The organism is Microbaculum marinisediminis (assembly GCF_025397915.1).
GTDB classification, from domain to species: domain Bacteria; phylum Pseudomonadota; class Alphaproteobacteria; order Rhizobiales; family Tepidamorphaceae; genus Microbaculum; species Microbaculum marinisediminis.
This window is the reverse complement of the sequence record NZ_JALIDZ010000006.1, coordinates 321,298-338,248: the sequence shown is the minus strand read 5'-3', so window position 1 is coordinate 338,248 and position 16,951 is coordinate 321,298. Positions and strand designations below refer to the sequence as shown.

14 protein-coding genes are annotated in these 16,951 nt (G+C 65.1%); 7 read left to right on the top strand and 7 right to left on the bottom strand.

The features are described from left to right. Positions 1–134 precede the first annotated feature (134 nt). A complete protein-coding gene (locus MUB46_RS15295) occupies positions 135–2,012 on the top strand; it encodes an ABC-F family ATP-binding cassette domain-containing protein (RefSeq protein ID WP_261616803.1) in 1,878 nt (625 codons plus the stop codon). A 29-nt stretch (positions 2,013–2,041) separates the two neighbouring features. On the opposite strand, the gene MUB46_RS15290 is transcribed toward MUB46_RS15295, so the two are convergent. From MUB46_RS15290 to MUB46_RS15280, 3 genes are read right to left on the bottom strand one after another with little or no spacing between them, the layout of a single operon-like run. Then, entirely contained in the window at positions 2,042–2,686 is a 645-nt protein-coding gene (locus MUB46_RS15290; protein WP_261616802.1) for a class I SAM-dependent methyltransferase, read from the bottom strand. Further along, the gene (locus MUB46_RS15285; RefSeq protein ID WP_261616801.1) at positions 2,683–3,132 is read right to left on the bottom strand and encodes a DNA polymerase III subunit chi; all 450 of its coding nucleotides are present in this window, start codon (positions 3,130–3,132) and stop codon (positions 2,683–2,685) included. Before MUB46_RS15285 ends, MUB46_RS15290 begins: the two co-directional genes overlap by 4 nt. A 33-nt stretch (positions 3,133–3,165) precedes the next feature. Then, complete coding sequence (locus MUB46_RS15280; protein WP_261616800.1) at positions 3,166–4,680, bottom strand: leucyl aminopeptidase; 1,515 nt, start codon at positions 4,678–4,680, stop codon at positions 3,166–3,168. A gap of 222 nt (positions 4,681–4,902) precedes the next feature. Here MUB46_RS15280 and lptF point away from each other — a divergent pair, with 222 nt between their 5' ends. The 6 genes from lptF to rsmA all read left to right on the top strand — a co-directional run bounded on the left by lptF (position 4,903) and on the right by rsmA (position 12,647). Next, the gene (gene lptF / locus MUB46_RS15275) at positions 4,903–6,135 is read left to right on the top strand and encodes an LPS export ABC transporter permease LptF (protein WP_261616799.1); all 1,233 of its coding nucleotides are present in this window, start codon (positions 4,903–4,905) and stop codon (positions 6,133–6,135) included. Further along, on the top strand, positions 6,132–7,223 hold the full coding sequence (gene lptG / locus MUB46_RS15270; RefSeq protein ID WP_261616798.1) for an LPS export ABC transporter permease LptG: 1,092 nt from the start codon (positions 6,132–6,134) through the stop codon (positions 7,221–7,223). The genes lptF and lptG overlap by 4 nt, the downstream gene beginning before the upstream one ends. Positions 7,224–7,267: 44 nt before the next feature. Further along, complete coding sequence (locus MUB46_RS15265) at positions 7,268–9,724, top strand: LPS-assembly protein LptD (RefSeq protein ID WP_261616797.1); 2,457 nt, start codon at positions 7,268–7,270, stop codon at positions 9,722–9,724. A gap of 93 nt (positions 9,725–9,817) precedes the next feature. Further along, a complete protein-coding gene (locus MUB46_RS15260) occupies positions 9,818–10,783 on the top strand; it encodes a SurA N-terminal domain-containing protein (protein ID WP_261616796.1) in 966 nt (321 codons plus the stop codon). A 14-nt stretch (positions 10,784–10,797) separates the two neighbouring features. Continuing rightward, the gene (gene pdxA, locus MUB46_RS15255; RefSeq protein ID WP_261616795.1) at positions 10,798–11,805 is read left to right on the top strand and encodes a 4-hydroxythreonine-4-phosphate dehydrogenase PdxA; all 1,008 of its coding nucleotides are present in this window, start codon (positions 10,798–10,800) and stop codon (positions 11,803–11,805) included. Further along, entirely contained in the window at positions 11,805–12,647 is an 843-nt protein-coding gene (rsmA, locus tag MUB46_RS15250; protein ID WP_261616794.1) for a 16S rRNA (adenine(1518)-N(6)/adenine(1519)-N(6))-dimethyltransferase RsmA, read from the top strand. The genes pdxA and rsmA overlap by 1 nt, the downstream gene beginning before the upstream one ends. Here rsmA and gmk read toward each other — a convergent pair. From gmk to fabF, 4 genes are all read right to left on the bottom strand, one after another. Then, entirely contained in the window at positions 12,644–13,324 is a 681-nt protein-coding gene (gene gmk, locus MUB46_RS15245; RefSeq protein WP_261616793.1) for a guanylate kinase, read from the bottom strand. The genes rsmA and gmk overlap by 4 nt on opposite strands. Then, positions 13,314–14,201: a YicC/YloC family endoribonuclease gene (locus MUB46_RS15240; protein WP_261616792.1), complete on the bottom strand. Its 888-nt coding sequence runs from the start codon at positions 14,199–14,201 to the stop codon at positions 13,314–13,316. Before MUB46_RS15240 ends, gmk begins: the two co-directional genes overlap by 11 nt. A 113-nt stretch (positions 14,202–14,314) precedes the next feature. Then, a complete protein-coding gene (gene mltG / locus MUB46_RS15235) occupies positions 14,315–15,535 on the bottom strand; it encodes an endolytic transglycosylase MltG (RefSeq protein WP_261616791.1) in 1,221 nt (406 codons plus the stop codon). A gap of 102 nt (positions 15,536–15,637) precedes the next feature. Further along, a complete protein-coding gene (gene fabF / locus MUB46_RS15230; RefSeq protein WP_261616790.1) occupies positions 15,638–16,903 on the bottom strand; it encodes a beta-ketoacyl-ACP synthase II in 1,266 nt (421 codons plus the stop codon). Positions 16,904–16,951: the final 48 nt, after the last annotated feature.

Below are 16,951 nucleotides of genomic sequence, written 5' to 3'. Positions count from 1 at the left end.
TTCGGTTCCCCGCTAACGCCGGCCCGCGCAGGGCCGGCCGGAAATGCTAGCACGAGCGGACCAAACGGCAGAATGACCAAAAGAGAGAGGCCCGGGGCCTTGCCGCGAGCCCCGGCAACCTGCAAATAGGCGCCATGCTTCAGATCACCGACCTCACCTACCGCATCGCCGGCCGCACGCTGTTGAACGGCGCCACCGTAACCCTGCCCACCGGCGCCCGGGCGGGTCTGGTCGGGCGCAACGGCACCGGCAAGACGACGCTGTTCCGACTTATCAAGGGCGAAGCCGTCGTGGAGTCGGGCTCGGTCGGGTTCCCGGCGAAAGCGCGGATCGGCACGGTGGAACAGGAAGCGCCGGCGGGCCCGACCTCGCTGATCGACTTCGTGCTGTCGGCCGACACCGAGCGCGCGCGCCTGATGGCGGAGGCGGACTCGACGCAGGACGGAGCGCGGATCGGCGAAATCCACGCGCGCCTGAGCGAGATCGACGCCTATTCGGCGGAGTCGCGGGCGGCCCGCATCCTATCGGGTCTTGGCTTCGACCAGGCCGCGCAGCAGCGCCCGCTGGAATCCTTTTCCGGCGGCTGGCGGATGCGGGTGGCGCTTGCTGCGGTGCTGTTCACCGAGCCCGACCTGCTGCTGCTGGACGAACCGACCAACTACCTCGATCTCGAAGGCACGCTTTGGCTCGAGAGCTATCTCGCCCGCTATCCGCACACGATGATCGTCATCAGCCATGACCGCGATCTGCTCAACACGGCCGTCGACACTATCGTTCACCTCGATCAGGGCAAACTCACCGTCTATCGCGGCACCTACGACCAGTTCGAACGGCAGCGGCGCGAGAAACAGGCACTCGCCGAAAAGTCGCGCAAGAAGCAGGACGAACAACGCAAGCACATGCAGGCCTTCGTAGACCGCTTCCGCTACAAGGCCTCGAAGGCGCGGCAGGCGCAGAGCCGCCTGAAGGCGCTGGCGAAGATGGAGCCGATCGAGGCGCTGGTCGACGGCACATTTCGCCCGTTCCACTTCCCCTCGCCCGAGAAACCGCTGGCCTCGCCCATCATCCAGCTCGACAGCGCGGCGGTGGGCTACGGAGGCAAGCCGGTCCTGCGGAATCTGAACCTCCGGCTCGATCACGACGACCGCATCGGGTTGCTGGGATCGAACGGAAACGGCAAGAGCACCTTGGCCAAGCTGCTGTCCGGCCGCCTGCAGTCCTGCGACGGGCGGATGCACGCCGCCGACAGGCTCACCGTCGGCTTCTTCGCCCAACATCAGCTTGACGAACTTTCCGCGGACCTGTCGCCGACCGAACAGGTGCGCCGGCTGATGCCGGACGCAAAGGAAGCCGAGGTCCGCTCGAAGGCCGCACAACTCGGATTCGGCATCGAAAAGGCCGACATTCCTGCGAGCAAGCTGTCCGGCGGCGAGAAAGCGCGGCTTCTGCTCGGACTGGCGACCTTCTTCGGTCCGCACCTGCTGATTCTGGACGAACCCACCAACCATCTCGACGTCGACGCACGCGAGGCGCTGGTGCAGGCGCTCGCCGAATACGAAGGCGCGGTCATCGTCATCAGCCACGACCGGCACCTGATCGAGACGACGGTGGACCGGCTCTGGCTGGTCGCCGGCGGCACCGTCGTGCCGTTCGACGGCGACATGGAGGACTATCGCAAGCGGGTCCTGTCCGGCGACGACTCCATACCCGAGACCGCCGAAACGATCACGATCACCGCCAATCGCGGCGATCAGCGCCGGGCAGCGGCGCAGAAGCGCGCCGAACTGCAGCCGCTGCGCAACCGGCAGAAGGACGCGGAGAAACGGATGGCCACGCTGCAATCGAAGATCGCCGATCTCGATGGCCGCCTCGCAGATCCGGACCTGTTCACCAGAGATCCGGCCAAGGGGGCCGACCTGTCGCGCGAACGGGCGCGCACGGTCGAAGCGCTCGCCGCGGCGGAAGAAGACTGGCTGGAAGCCGGAGCCGCGCTCGAGGGCGCCACGGGCTAGACATGATCGTCGGTGCGGAACCGAAAGGCTCAGGTTTCCGGCTCTGCCCGCTCATAGACGGCGACGAAATGGCGCCGTTGGTTGTCGCCGAGCACCACGTCCTCGAAGGTGACCGGCGCCAATCCGGCGTCGCCGAATCCCGACAATTCCGACCGCGCCAGCGGCCAGGGCGGTCCGTCGGCATGCTCGTCCTCGTCCCGGGCCAGGCAAACGACGACGATGCGCCCGCCGGGCGCGACCAGACCGGCGATCGCCCGCAGCGCCCCCTGGCGAAGGTCGGCGGGCAGCGCCTGCAGGGTGTAGACTTCGCTGACGAGATCGAAGGCCCCGTGCCACTCGACCGGCAGCGCGAACAGGTCGGCGACCGCATAAGACACGGCGGTGTCGGAAAACCGGCGTTTCGCCCAATCGATCGCGGTTTCGGACAGGTCGAAGGCGGTCACGTCATAGCCAAGGCTGGCTAGAAACTCCGCGTTGTCGCCCAGCCCGCAACCAACGTCGATCGCCCTGCCGGCATGGCCGGCGCCCCGGCCGATCGCTGATTTCGCCCAGTGATCCAGCCCCGGGTGCGGACCTGCGCGGGACCAGGGCACGGCATCGGCATCGTCGCCGGCACGGCGATAGAGCTCGTCGAACCAGGCCAGTCGGTCTTCGTGCCCGCCCGCCCCGCTCACGCCTTGCGCTCCCAGCGGCCGGAATCGTTCTGCTGCCAGTAGGTCACGTCGTGCCCCTGGCCGCTGGCCTGTTTCCAATGGACGCGCGCCTGGGCGACGGCCTCCTCGTCACGGCCGTCGAAAATGAAGATCGCCCGCTGGTAGCCGGCGAGATCCGGCGGTTCGGCGCCGTCGACCAGGAAGCGAACCGTCGCGTCGTTCAGATTATCGGTGTCGGTCGTCAGATAGATCGGCTGAAACACCGGATCCCCGTCGGCCACCGTTCCATGGGGAAGGAAGGAATCCTCGCGATAGGTCCACAAAACCCCGTCGATCGCGTCGAGGCGCTCGGCCGAGCCGCCCTGTACCACCGCTTTCCAGCCGCGCTCGAGGCATTTCTCCAGGAGCGCGGGCAGGACCGCTTCGAGCGGGCGGCGTTCGAGATGATAGAACAGGACCTCGGTCATGGCCTTCGCGTCCCGCGGCCGGGCCGGCCGCCGCTATCCCTCGTAGTTGTCGGCCACCAGCCGGTCGAGCAGGCCGACCCCGAAACCGGAGGCCCAGGTCTTGCTGACGTCGGTCTTCGGCGAGGCCATGCCGGTTCCGGCGATGTCGAGATGCGCCCACGGCGTCTCGTCGTCGACGAAGCGCTTGAGGAACTGCGCCGCGGTGATCGAGCCGGCGAAGCGGCCGCCGGTGTTCTTGATGTCGGCGAAGCGGGAGTCGATCATCTTGTCGTACTCGGCCCCGAGCGGCATCCGCCAGACCTTTTCGCCCGTCGCCTCGCCGGCTGCCGTGAGTTGCGCGGCGAGGTCGTCGTCGTTGGCGAACATGCCCGCATATTCGTGGCCGAGCGCGACGATGATGGCGCCGGTCAGGGTCGCAAGGTCGACAATGAAACCCGGCTTGAACTTCTTCTGCACGTAGGTCAGCGCGTCGGCGAGCACGAGACGGCCTTCGGCGTCGGTATTGATGACCTCGATGGTCTGGCCCGACATCGAGGTGACGATATCGCCGGGACGCTGCGCCAGGCCGTCGGGCATGTTCTCGACGAGACCGATGACGCCGACCGCGTTGACCTTTGCCTTGCGCGCGGCAAGTGCGTGCATGAGGCCGACGACGCAGGCCGCGCCCGCCATGTCGCCCTTCATGTCCTCCATGCCGGCCGCCGGCTTGATGGAGATGCCGCCGGTGTCGAAGACGACGCCCTTGCCGACGAAGACGACGGGCTTCTTCTTCGAGGCCTTTCCGAGCCCGTTCCAGCGCATGACGACGAGCCGGCTTTCCCGCGCGCTGCCCTGCCCGACCGCGAGCAGCGCGTTCATCTTGAGCCTGCGCATTTCCTTCTCGTCGAGCACCGTCACGTCGACGCCGAGCGACGACAGAGCCTTGGCCCTCTTGGCGAATTCCTCGGGGCTGAGCACGTTGGCGGGCTCGTTGACGAGATCGCGGGCGAGTAGCGTGCCGTCGCTCACCGCATCGAGCCGGGCGAACGCCTTGCGGGCGGCGGTGTGACCATCCGTCGCCACCACGACGTTGCGCGGCGGGGTCTTCGGCTTATCGTCGTCCGACTTCTTTTTTTTCTTGTAGCGGTCGAACCGGTAGGCGGAGAGCTTGGCGCCGACGCCGAGCAGCGCGGCGGCCTGTTCGCCGGGCGATGTTCCGTCGGCGAGCTCCATCACCACGGTCGCGGTCTGCGCGCCGTTGGCCAGCCGCGCGGAGATCGCCCCGCCCAGGTTCTGCCAGTCGAGATCCGTGAGTTTGGCCGCGTCGCCGGTTCCCACGACGAGCACCCGGTCGAGCGACAGGTTGGCGGGGGCGATGACGTCAAGAAACGACTTCGACTTGCCGGTGAACTCAGCCGTCTTCACCGCCCTGGAGAGCGCGCCGCCCGACGAGTCGTCGAGCGCCTTTCCAATAGGGCCGAGAGCGGCCTTTTCGCCGGCGAGCAGCACGGCGACGCCGTTGGAGGGCTCGGAAAGCTTCGAGAAACTCACTTTCGGCAGGTCTGACATGGCAGATGGGACCTCGACTGGTTCAAATCTATTTCAAGATGTTACAATTGCTTGATCGGCGCAGCGTCTCCCAATACACCATCCGGTTAGATGGCGCGAGAGGGCCGGGCCGTCCGGGCGCGAGCGCGGCCAGAAAACGGCGCATTCTCGCCATCAAGGCGGATTAGCGAATGCAGGGCCGGCGCGGTGCCGGCGAGTTGGAGGCGCGTAAGGCTTAAGCGGATGAACCTTGTCGGCCGCTACATATTTCGCATCGTCGCGGGCGCCTTCGTAATCGCACTCCTGGTGCTGACCGGGGTGGTGTGGGTGACGCAGGCGCTCAAGGAAATCGACCTGCTGACCACGCAGGGACAGACCCTGTGGCTGTTCCTGTATATGACCATGCTTGCCCTGCCGGCGCTGATCATGGTCATCGCGCCCGTGGCGCTGTTCATCGCCTGCCTCTACGCCCTCAACCGCATCAATGCCGACAGCGAGCTGGTCATCATCCATGCCGCCGGAACGTCACCCTGGATCGTCTTCAAGCCCTTCGTGATCCTCGGCCTCATCGTCACGATCCTAACCGGCGTGATCAGCCTATACGTCATGCCGGAAAGCGCACGGACGCTGCGTAACACGATCGCCTCGATCCGTGCCGACGTGCTGACCTATATCGTCAAGGAAGGCCTGTTCACGACCGTCGAGAACGGGCTGACTTTCCATATTCGCGACCGAAATCCCGATGGCACGCTGGTCGGCCTGCTGGTTCACGACGAGCGTGACCGGAAAAAACTGATGACCTATCTCGCCGAGGAAGGCCGCATCGTGCGCACCGGCGAGCGCGCCTACCTGACGATGCACCGCGGCAGCATGCATCAGCAGGAAGGCAAGCCGGAAGAGATCACAGTCATCAATTTCGACCGCTATATCTTCGATCTCTCCAATCTGACGGTCGGCGGCGGCGAAGTGACGTACCGGCCACGCGAAATGCGCATGTCGGAATTGCTGAACCCCGATCCTAAGGACGAGTACTACCAGAAGTTTCCCGGCAAGTTCCGGGCCGAGATCCATGAACGGATCTCCAGCATCCTGTACCCGCTCGCCTTCGTCTTCATCACGCTGGCCACACTCGGCTATCCGCGCACCAACCGCACCGGACGCGGCAACTCGATCGTCCTGGCGATCGCCGCCATGGCCATCCTGCGCACGATCGGCTTCAGCGCGTCCAACCTCGCCGCCCGCGAGGCCTGGGCGGTGATTCCGATGTACGTGACGCCGCTTGTCGGCATTGTCGGCGCCGCGTGGATGGCGTTCGGCAACGGGCAGAGGATGGCCCTTATCGCCGACGCGTTTCCCACATTGCCGAAGATCGACATCGATATTCTCAGGCCTTCGCGCCTGCTCGCCACTATTTCCGAGGCGGTGACCGATCTGATGCGCCGCGGCGGCGTCACCGGCAAAGGGGCGTCGCGATGATCTTCGACAAGACCCTCGCGACCTATATGTCGAAGCGGTTCCTTTTGAACCTCATCGCGGTGTTCGGCACCTGTATCGCGCTTATCTTCCTGGTCGACACGGTGGAGAACCTGCGCCGGGCCGGCAATCACGACGTCGGGATCGGCGTCGTGCTGCTGCTCTCGCTCTATCGCCTGCCCTCGCTGACCGAGCTGGTACTGCCTTTCTCCGTCCTGTTCGCGGCGATGATGACGTTCCTCGTGCTGACCAAGAGCCTGGAGCTGGTCGTCGCCCGCGCCGCCGGTCTGTCGGTGTGGCAGTTCACCGCGCCGGCACTGATCATCGCGCTGGTTCTCGGCATCGCGGCGACGACGCTCTACAACCCGCTCGCCGCGAATCTGAAATCACGACACGAGGCGCTGTTCGAAGAATCGTTCGGGGACTATTCGGGCCCGCTCGGCTGGGGCGGACGGTCGATCTGGCTGCGCCAGGACGGCGTCGACGGCCAATCCGTGCTGCATGCACGGAGCGCCTCGCCGAACGGATGGAAGCTTCGCCGCGTGACCGCGATCATCTTCGACAAGAACGGCGCCTTTCGTGAACGATTCGAGGCGAAATCGGCCGTTCTGGAGGACGGGCGGTGGCGATTGAACAACGGCTGGCTGATTCAGCCCGGCCTGCCGCCCCAGTTCCACCGCTCCTATCTGCTCAGCACCTATCTGGACAAAACGCAGGTGTCCGAGCGGCTGGCATCCGCCGACACGATCTCGTTCTGGGATCTCCCAAAACAGATCGATACGGCCAGAAAGGCCGGTTTGCCGGCGCTTCAGTACCAATTGCAATATCAGACGCTCTTAGCGCGTCCTTTACTCCTGTGCGCAATGGTGCTGATTGCCGCAACCGTCTCGCTTCGCGTGTTCAGGTTCGGCAATATCGGACGGATGATTCTCGGTGGCGTGGTTGCCGGCTTCGTGCTTTATGTAGTTTCAAAATTGGTGGGGGATCTCGGCGCCGCCGGTGCGGTGACGCCGATTGCTGCTGCGTGGACACCACCTCTGGTGGCCATGCTCATCGGAACGACTGTGTTGCTGTATCAGGAAGACGGCTAGTGATGGCGGCCGATCTGCGTATTTTCGATCGGACTCGCTGCACGATGCCAGGCATCGTTGCAGTTCTCATGGGCGTGGCGTTTGTCGCCGCACCGCCGTCCGCGTTTGCCCAGGTTCCGACCAGCTCGACGATGACCGACATCATCGACAGCGATCCCAACGCGCGGATGCTGCTCGAGGCCGACGAGCTCATCTACGATCTGGACAACGACATGGTGTCGGCCCAGGGCTCGGTCGACATCTACTACAAGGGCTATACCGTCGAAGCGGACCGGGTCGAATACGATCAGAAGACCGGCAAGGTGTACGCCCGCGGCAACGTAAAGGTCACGCCCCCCGACAAGAACGTGATCTATGCCGACGCGGTCGAGCTGACCGACGATTTCCGTGACGGCTTCGTCAACGAGCTGACCCTTGTGACGACCGACGAGACCCGTTTCGCCGCAACCTCGGCGGAGCGTTTCGACGAGAACGTCACCGTGTTCAATACGGGCGTCTATACCGCGTGCAAGCCGTGCCAGGAGAATCCGGAGAAATCTCCATTCTGGCAGATCAAGGCGAAGCGCATCATCCACAATCAGGAAGAGCAGACCGTCTATTACGAGGACGCCAGCTTCGAGCTGTTCGGCATGCCGATCGCCTACCTGCCGTACTTCAGCCACCCCGATCCGACCGTGAAGCAGCGGTCCGGCTTTCTCCGCCCCAATTTCATCTACGATAAGGATCTGGGATACGGCGTTGAAATTCCGTATTATTTCGCGCTTTCGCCCGACTACGACCTGACGGTCTCGGTGACGCCCTACTCTATCCAGGGGCCGCTGGGCGAATTCGAATGGCGGCAGCGCTTCGCCAAAGGCGGCTACCTCGTGCGCGGCGCCGGCATCTACCAGCTCGACCCGGATAAGTTCGAGCCGTACCGCATCGACAGCCAGAAGGAATTCCGCGGCGTCGTGCAGACGGAAGGCCTGTTCCAGATCAACGATTTCTGGAAATGGGGCTGGGACGGGACGCTGCAGACCGACCAGACCTTCATGCGGACGTACAACCTGACGAACCGCACCGAACTCCGCGATCAGCTCTTCCTGACCGGTCAGAGCGCGCGGAACTGGTTCGACGCCCGGATCGTCCACTACCAGATCCTGCAGGACCCCAACCGGTTCAACGAGGATTCACAGCCGGTCATTCACCCGATCGTCGATTACAACTACATATTCGACGATTCCGTTTTGGGCGGACGGCTGTCGCTCGACTTCAATTCGCTCAGCCTGTCGCGCTCGGATGCCGAATTCAGGCCGCGGTTCCCCTACGCCAAGCAGCTCGACCCGACTTTCGGGTGTCCCTATGGCTACCTGAACAACCCGAGCAGGCTTTCCGATCTGTCGGGCAACCGAACACCGGCAGGCATCCTAGACCAGGCGCGGTCGACAACCTGCGAACTGATCGGCGTCCCGGGCACCACCAATCGGGCCATCGCGGAGCTGCGCTGGGAGCGGTCGGTAACCGACAACTTCGGCCAGGTGTTCACCCCCTTCGTGTCGATGCGCGGCGACGCGTATTCGTTCAGCATCGACGATCCGTATCTGAGCGACGGCTACACCAACATCAGCGTCCTCAACAGATTCATGCCGAACGGAGACGATACGATCATCCGCGGGATGGCCGCGGCCGGCATCGAATATCGTTATCCGATCCTGATCTCGAACACCTGGGGCTATCAGATCATCGAACCGATCGCGCAACTCGTGGCGCGTCCCGATGCGCAGGACAACGCGGTCATTCCGAACAACGACGCACTGAGCCTGGTGTTCGACGACACCACCCTGTTCGAGATCGACAAGTTCTCCGGCTACGACCGGATGGAAGGCGGCACCCGCGCCAATGTCGGCGTGCGCTACACCGCGCAGACCGAATCCGGCATCGAAGTCGGCGGCGTGTTCGGGCAGTCCTACCAACTCGCCGGCGCCAACCCCTTCCCGAACGGCTCCGGCCTGGAGACGGATCGCTCGGACTACGTGGCCGCGCTCTATTTCTCGCCGCTCTCGTCGCTTCAGATCGTCAATCGTATTCGTCTCGACGAGTCGGATTTCGACAACAAGCGCTACGACCTAGAAGTCAGCGGCGGCTACGGCGCGCTGACGTCGTCGGTCATCTACTCGAACATCGCCGCGGATCCGAACCAGGGCTTCATCGTCGATCGCGAGGAAATCCAGGGCGTCGCCAAGCTGAAGATCGACGACAACTGGTCGGTCTGGGCGGGCGGTCGCTACGAGATTTCCGGCACACCGTCGACATCCACGCAGCCGAACCATTCTCCGCAATGGATCTCTAACTCCTTCGGATTCGGGTACGAAAACGAATGCGTCACGATCGCCGTTGCCTATCAAAGGCAATACGCACGCGATCTGGACAAGGAGCCGGACGAACGGATTACCTTCCGGTTTGCCCTGCGCTCCCTGACGGAAGGCAAATTCTCGCAATCCATCGGCAACCGAAACGACTAGACATTGAACGCCGGGGCCAGATACTGGCCCCGGCAGCCATGTGCCTGCCATAATCCAATGGCATGGGCTGATCATGTTATCTGGGCATATCGGATGAATGACTCCACCGGACTTTCTGGTTTTCTGCGGTTTTCCCGCACGGTCGCCTTCTGCGCAGTCGTGGCGGCGGGCGCGGCGGGTACTCTTGTCGCCGGGTCGGCACGCCCCGCGGTCGCCACGTCGATCGCGATTCTCGTCAACGACGAGCCGGTCACCCAATACGACATCGCGCAGCGGCAGAAACTGATCCAGGCGACTGCCCGCGGAACGGCGAACCCGAAGCAGAAAGCCATCGACGAGCTTATCGACGAGCGGCTGAAGATGCAGGCCGCCCGGCGCGTCGGCATTACGGTCAGCTCGGCGGAAGTCGATCAGGCTTTCAACGCCATCGCCAGCCGGGTCCAGTTGTCGCCGAGCCAGTTCGGTCAGGCCCTCCAGCAGCTCGGGGTCAATCCCTCGACCCTCAAGAAGCGCCTTGAAGCCGACCTGACATGGCGCAACGTGGTGCGGGCGCGGTTCCGTTCCAGCGTCAATATTCGCGACCGCGACATCGAGGTCGCTCTCGCCCGCAAGGGCGAGGAACTGCCGTCGACCAGCGTCGAGCTGGAGATCCAGCAGATCATCTTCATCATTCCGCAGGACAGTTCGGATGCGTATATCCGCCAGCGCACTGCGGATGCCCAGGCGTTCCGGTCCAAGTACACCGGCTGCGACAGCGCCCGCGACCTCGCCAAGTCGTTCCGCGATATCGTCGTCAAGGATTCGGTTCGCCGGAACCTGGCCGACATCGCCTCAAACGTCGTCGACGAACTGAAGGATATTCAGGTCGGCGGGATTACCAGCCCGAACAAGGGCCCGATCGCCATCGACCTTCTCGGCGTCTGCGACCGGGAGGAAATCCAGGATACCTCCGCCGCGCGCAAGCAGGTCCAGAACGAGCTCATGAACGAACAGGGCGAACGTCTGGCGCGCCGCCTCCTGATCGATCTGAAGCAGAGCGCCGTCATCGAGTATCGCTGAGCGGGCCTAGATAGATGTCCCGCAACCCGCTCGCGGTGACGATGGGCGAGCCGGCCGGCGTCGGCCCGGAGCTTATCGGTCTGTCCTGGCTTGCCCTGCGAACAGGCACCCCCTGCCCGTTCTACTGCCTCGCGGATCCGGACTTCCTGGCCGCGCGCCTGGACGCTGCCGGCGTCCCGGTTCCTGTCCTCACCATCGATTGTCCCTCTGAAGCCCACGCAGCCTTCGGCGACGGGATACCCGTCATGCGGCTCGCAAGCCGCGTCCGCTCGGCCAAGGCCGGCGATCCATCGACGGACGACGCACCCGCCGTTCTCGAGGCGATCGAGCGCGCCGTCGCGGACGTGGTCGACGGCCGGGCCTGCGGGGTCGTCACGGCCCCGGTGCAAAAGGAAACGCTCTACGATGCCGGCTTCGCGTTTCCCGGCCATACCGAGTTCCTGGGCGAACTCGCCCGCCGCCGGGGCCTCGACGCCTATCCGGTAATGATGATCGCTTCGGACGAGCTGCGCGTCGTGCCTGTCACCGTCCATGTGCCGATCACCGACGTATCGCGGCTGCTCACCGAGGACTTGATCGTGGAGACGTCGCGGATCGTCGCCCGGGAACTGACCGCGAAATTCGGTGTCGCCACCCCGCGCCTCGCCATCGCCGGGCTCAACCCCCATGCAGGCGAAGGCGGCCGGATCGGAACGGAAGATCGCGACGTCGTCGCGCCCGCGGTCGCGGCACTCGTCGCCGAGGGCATCGACGCGCGCGGACCGCAGGCGGCCGATACCCTGTTCCACGCGAGCGCCAGACGCGGCTACGACGCAGCCATCTGCATGTATCACGACCAGGCGCTGATCCCGATCAAGACGATCGCCTTCGACGACGCGGTGAACGTGACGCTCGGCCTGCCGTTCGTGCGCACGTCGCCGGATCACGGCACGGCGCTCTCTCTCGCCGGCACCGGAAAGGCCAATCCGTCGAGCTTCGTCGCCGCGATACGGATGGCGTGGCGCATGGCCGCGCGGCCGTGATGCCGGACACGCCCGATCTTCCTCCTCTCCGCGAGGTCATCGCCCATCACGGGCTCGCGGCGCGCAAGTCGCTCGGCCAGAACTTCCTGCTCGACATCAACCTGACCCGCCGTATCGCCCGGGCATCCGGCCCCCTCGACGGCGTGACGGTCGCCGAAGTCGGCCCGGGACCGGGCGGCCTGACCCGCGCGCTGCTGCTGGAGGGCGCTAAGAAGGTCGTTGCCATCGAGAAGGACGACCGCTGCATCGCGGCGCTGGAGGACCTGTCCGCAGCGTTTCCGGGACGGCTCGAAATCGTCGCCGCCGACGCGACGAAGCTCGACCTTGGCGACCGTATCGACCCCCCGGGCCGAATCGTCGCCAACCTGCCCTACAACGTCTCGACTGTGCTGCTCGTAGGCTGGCTCGGTTCGGACGCCTGGCCGCCGTGGTGGGACTCGCTAACGCTGATGTTCCAGCGCGAGGTCGCCGAGCGGATCGTCGCGGACGCGGGATCGAAGACCTATGGGCGCCTGTCGATCCTGGCGCAATGGCGTTCAAGTGCCCGCATCCTGTTCGACGTCGACCGGCGCGCTTTCACGCCGCCACCGAAGATCACATCGAGCGTCGTGCGTATCGAACCCACGGACATGCCTGAGGGAGTGCGGTTCAAGGACCTTGAGCGGGTCACCGCGGCCGCCTTTGGCCAACGGCGCAAGATGCTGCGGTCGAGCCTGAAGAGCCTTGTCCCGCAGCCCGAAGCCCTGCTGGAGGCCGCCGGGATCGTCCCGACGAGCCGGGCGGAAGACATTCCTGTCGACGGGTTTCTCGCGCTGACGCGCGCGTTCGCGGCGTCCGCCTAACCGGTTTCGGCGGCGAGGTCGCGGTCGAGCGCCGCGATGAAATCGGGAAGGTCGACGAGGCGTTCGCGCCGACACCGCTCGGCGTTCAGAATGGCGCGCGCTTTGGCTACGCTCTCGTCGAGATCGGTGTTGACGAGCACGTAGTCGTATTCGGTCCAGTGCGTGATCTCGTCACGCGCATTGGAGAGCCGCCGGGCGATGACGTCGCTGTCGTCCTCGGCACGCCGCTCCAGCCGTGCGCGCTGTTCGGCGGCGGTCGGCGGCAGGACGAACACGGCGACGGTATCCGCCCGCATTTTCTCGAGCACCTGCCGGGTTCCCTGCCAGTCGATGTCGAACAGGACGTCCTTGCCAGCCTGAAGGGCGGCTTCGACGGGCTCGCGCGGGGTGCCATAGTAGTTGCCGTGCACCTCCGCCCACTCCAGCAGATCGTCGTGGTCGCGCATCGACTCGAACTGTCGGGTGGAAACGAAATTGTAATGGACGCCGTCGACCTCGCTCGGCCGGCGCTTGCGGGTCGTCACCGACACGGACAGGTGGATGGAGTTATCCGACTTGTTTTCTTCGCCAAGGAGAGAGCGCGATATCGACGTCTTTCCCGCCCCCGACGGTGAGGACAGGATCAGTATCAGGCCGCGACGCTTCAGCGGCCCGCCATCGGGCATCTCACTCGACATTCTGTACCTGTTCCCGCAGTTGATCGACGACCGACTTCAGCTCGAGCCCGACGCGCGTCAGCGCCACGTCATTCGACTTCGAGCAGATCGTATTGGCCTCGCGGTTGAATTCCTGGGCGAGGAATTCGAGCTTGCGCCCGACCGACCCGGTGCCGGAAAGCAGAGCCCGTACGCCCTCGACATGGGCGTTCAGGCGATCCAGCTCCTCGCGGATATCGGCCTTGGTCGCCAGCAGCACCGCCTCCTGGTGCAGGCGCTGCGGATCCAGCGCCGGGGCCGATTCGAGAAGCGTGCGGACCTGATCGGCGATCCGTTTCTCGATCGCTTCCGGTGTCCGCGACGGATTGGCGCCGGCTTCCCGGGCCAGGGCCTCGATCTCGTCCATGCGCGCTGCCAGGACGGTGGCCAGATGGGCGCCTTCGCTCTGCCGCATCGCGACCAGGTGGCCCAGGGCCTCACCGAAGGTCTCCAGCAGGGCCTTGTCGAGCGCGGCCCGCGTCTCCTCGTCCTCGGTCTGGTCCTCGGTCTCTACGACCCCCTTGAGCGCCAGCAGGCCGTCGGCGCGCGGCAATTCGACCTTGCCTGTCGCGGTCAGCGTTTCGCAGGCGGCGAGCACCGCCTCCAGCGCGTCCGCGTTGATCCGCACCGCACCGACGGCCTGGGCCCGGTGCATCTGCAGGTTGACGGACAGCGATCCGCGCGACAGGCGCTTCTGAGAACGCTCACGCACCCCCGGCTCCAGGCGGTCGAATCCCTGCGGCAAGCGCAGGCGCAGGTCGAGGCCGCGGCCGTTGACGGAGCGGATTTCCCAGTGCCAGCGGTAGTCACCGAAGGAGCCTTCAACCCGGGCAAAGCCGGTCATGCTCGCGAGCGCCATATTTTCGTTCCGGGTCGACGTTCGAGGAAAAGCGGAAAACGGGTTTCCCGCCGGTTCGGCGCGAACTTATCCGGCCTCCGCCACAGCGACAAGCCGAGGCCGGCGCCGTGCGGTCAGTTCACGTTGAGATTGAGCCCCTTGAGCGAGGTTCCGCCCTCGCCGTCCTCGGCGGCCTCGCGCTCGGCTTCCAGCCTGGCGGCCTCGTCGGCCTCCGCGGCGGCACGCTCCCGGCGCTGCTTCTCCACCTGCCGCCACTTCGAGACGTTGCGGTTGTGCTCTTCAAGGCTCGCCGCGAAGGTATGGCCACCGGTGCCGTCGGCGACGAAATACAGCTCGTCCGTGCGCGAGGGATTGGCGACGGCCTCGAGCGCGGCGCGGCCCGGATTGGCGATCGCCGTCGGCGGCAGGCCGTTGATCTGATAGGTATTGTAGGCGTTCGGCGCATCCAGCTCGCTGCGGGTGATGGTGCGCGGTTCGAAGAACGCCTTGCCGCCGTAGAGGCCGTAGAGAATCGTCGGGTCGGACTGCAGTCGCATGCCCTTGTTCAGGCGGTTTATGAACACGCCTGCAACGCGCGGGCGCTCGTCGGCCTTGCCCGTTTCCTTCTCGACGATCGAGGCCAGGACCACCAACTCTTCAGGGCTCGAAACCGGCAGGTCGTCGACGCGGCGGTTCCAGATCTCCTCGAGCGCGCGCTCGCGGGCACGCTTCATGCGGTCGATCATCTGGGCGCGGCTGGTGCCGCGGTCGAAACTGTAGGTTTCCGGCAGCAGCGTGCCCTCAGCGGGGACTTCTTCGATCTCGCCGATCAGGATCGTATCCGCGTTCAGCTTGGCGACGATCTGCTCGCTGGTATAGCCCTCCGGGATCGTCACCTGATGCAGGATCGCCTTGCCCTCGACCAGGATGTCCATGACCTGGCGCATGCTGGCATGCTCCGGGATCACGTATTCGCCGGCCTTCAGGTCATCCTGCGCCTTGTTCAGGAAAATGCCGCCGACGAACACCCAGGCCTGCTCGATCACGCCTTCGCGTTCGAGCTGCTGGGCGATCTCGCGCACGCCCTTGCCGCGCTGGACGTTGACATGCACCGCGGTATCGAGCGGGCCGGCCGTATCGAACTGATACTTGCCGATGAACAGCACGGCACCCAGGCCGATGACGAGGAGCATGAGGAAGGTGAAGATGCCGCTCGCCATGACGACGAACTTGTTCTTCGCGCGCCGCGATGCGGCCGGCGGCGGCGGCGCCGGTTCCGGCTGCAAGGCTTCGCGCGGACTGCGCGGCGAAACCCGGTGTCCGTCGACCGGTTCTTCGGAATGGCCCTCGGTCACCTTACGACTCCTGAATATCCCGCGCACGGAAAACCACCCCCGATGGTATTGCGGATTACGGCGAAACGGTGAAACGCTCCGCCGCCAACGGAACGCGTGCGATCAGGCGTCGAGTCGACGCAGAATCAAGGACGCATTGGTGCCGCCGAATCCGAAGGAATTCGACAGGACCGTATTGATCTCACGCCTGCGCGCCGTGTGCGGCACCAGATCAATCGGGGTGTCCACGGAGGGATTGTCGAGGTTGAGCGTCGGCGGGGCGACGTTGTCGCGAATCGCCAGCGCCGAGAAGATCGTCTCGACGGCGCCCGCGGCACCGAGCAGGTGGCCGATCGCCGACTTCGTCGACGACATGGAGATGCGGCCCGCGGCATTGCCGACGAGGCGGGACAGCGCGCCCAGCTCGATCTCGTCGCCCAGCGGCGTCGAGGTGCCGTGCGCGTTGACGTAGTCGATCTCGGAAACATCGATGCCGGCCCGCTTCACCGCGGCCTGCATGCAGCGGTAGGCGCCGTCACCGTCTTCCGATGGCGCAGTGATGTGGTAGGCGTCGCCGGACATGCCGTAGCCGATCACCTCGGCATAGATATGGGCACCGCGCGCCTGGGCGTGTTCCAGCGATTCGAGCACGACGACGCCGGCTCCCTCGCCCATGACGAAACCGTCGCGATCGCGATCATAGGGCCGCGAGGCGTGCGTGGGATCGTCGTTGAAGGCGGTCGACAGCGCCCGGCAGGACGCGAATCCCGCCAAGGCGAGCCGGCATACACCGCCCTCGGTACCGCCGGCGACCATGACGTCGGCATCGCCCAGCATGATCATGCGCGAGGCGTCGCCGACCGCGTGCGCGCCCGTCGAACAGGCGGTCACGACCGCGTGGTTGGGGCCCTTTAGGCCGTGCCGGATGGAGATGTATCCCGACGCAAGGTTGATCAGGCGGCCGGGAATGAAGAACGGGCTCAAACGCCGCGCGCCTCTCTCCTCGAGCTGCTTGGCACCGGCTGCGATGCCGGACAATCCGCCGATTCCCGACCCGATCAGCACGCCGGAGCGGGTCTGATCCTCATAGGATTCGGGATGCCAGTCGGCATCGTTCAGCGCCTGCTCGGCGGCCGCCATCGCGAAGACGATGAAGTCGTCGACCTTGCGCTGCTCCTTCGGCGCCATCCAGTCGTCCGGATTGTAGGTGCCGTCAGTGCCGTCGCCGCGCGGAATGCGGCAGGCTATCTTGCAGGCGATGTCCGAGACGTCGAAATCCTCGACCTTGCTCGCGCCGCTCTCCCCGGCAAGCAGCCGAGTCCACGTCGGCTCCACGCCACAGCCCAACGGCGTAACCATGCCGAGGCCGGTAATGACCACACGCCTCATCTAGGACGATCCGGATTATGCTTCACTGACTGGAAAGCGGCGCGGGAC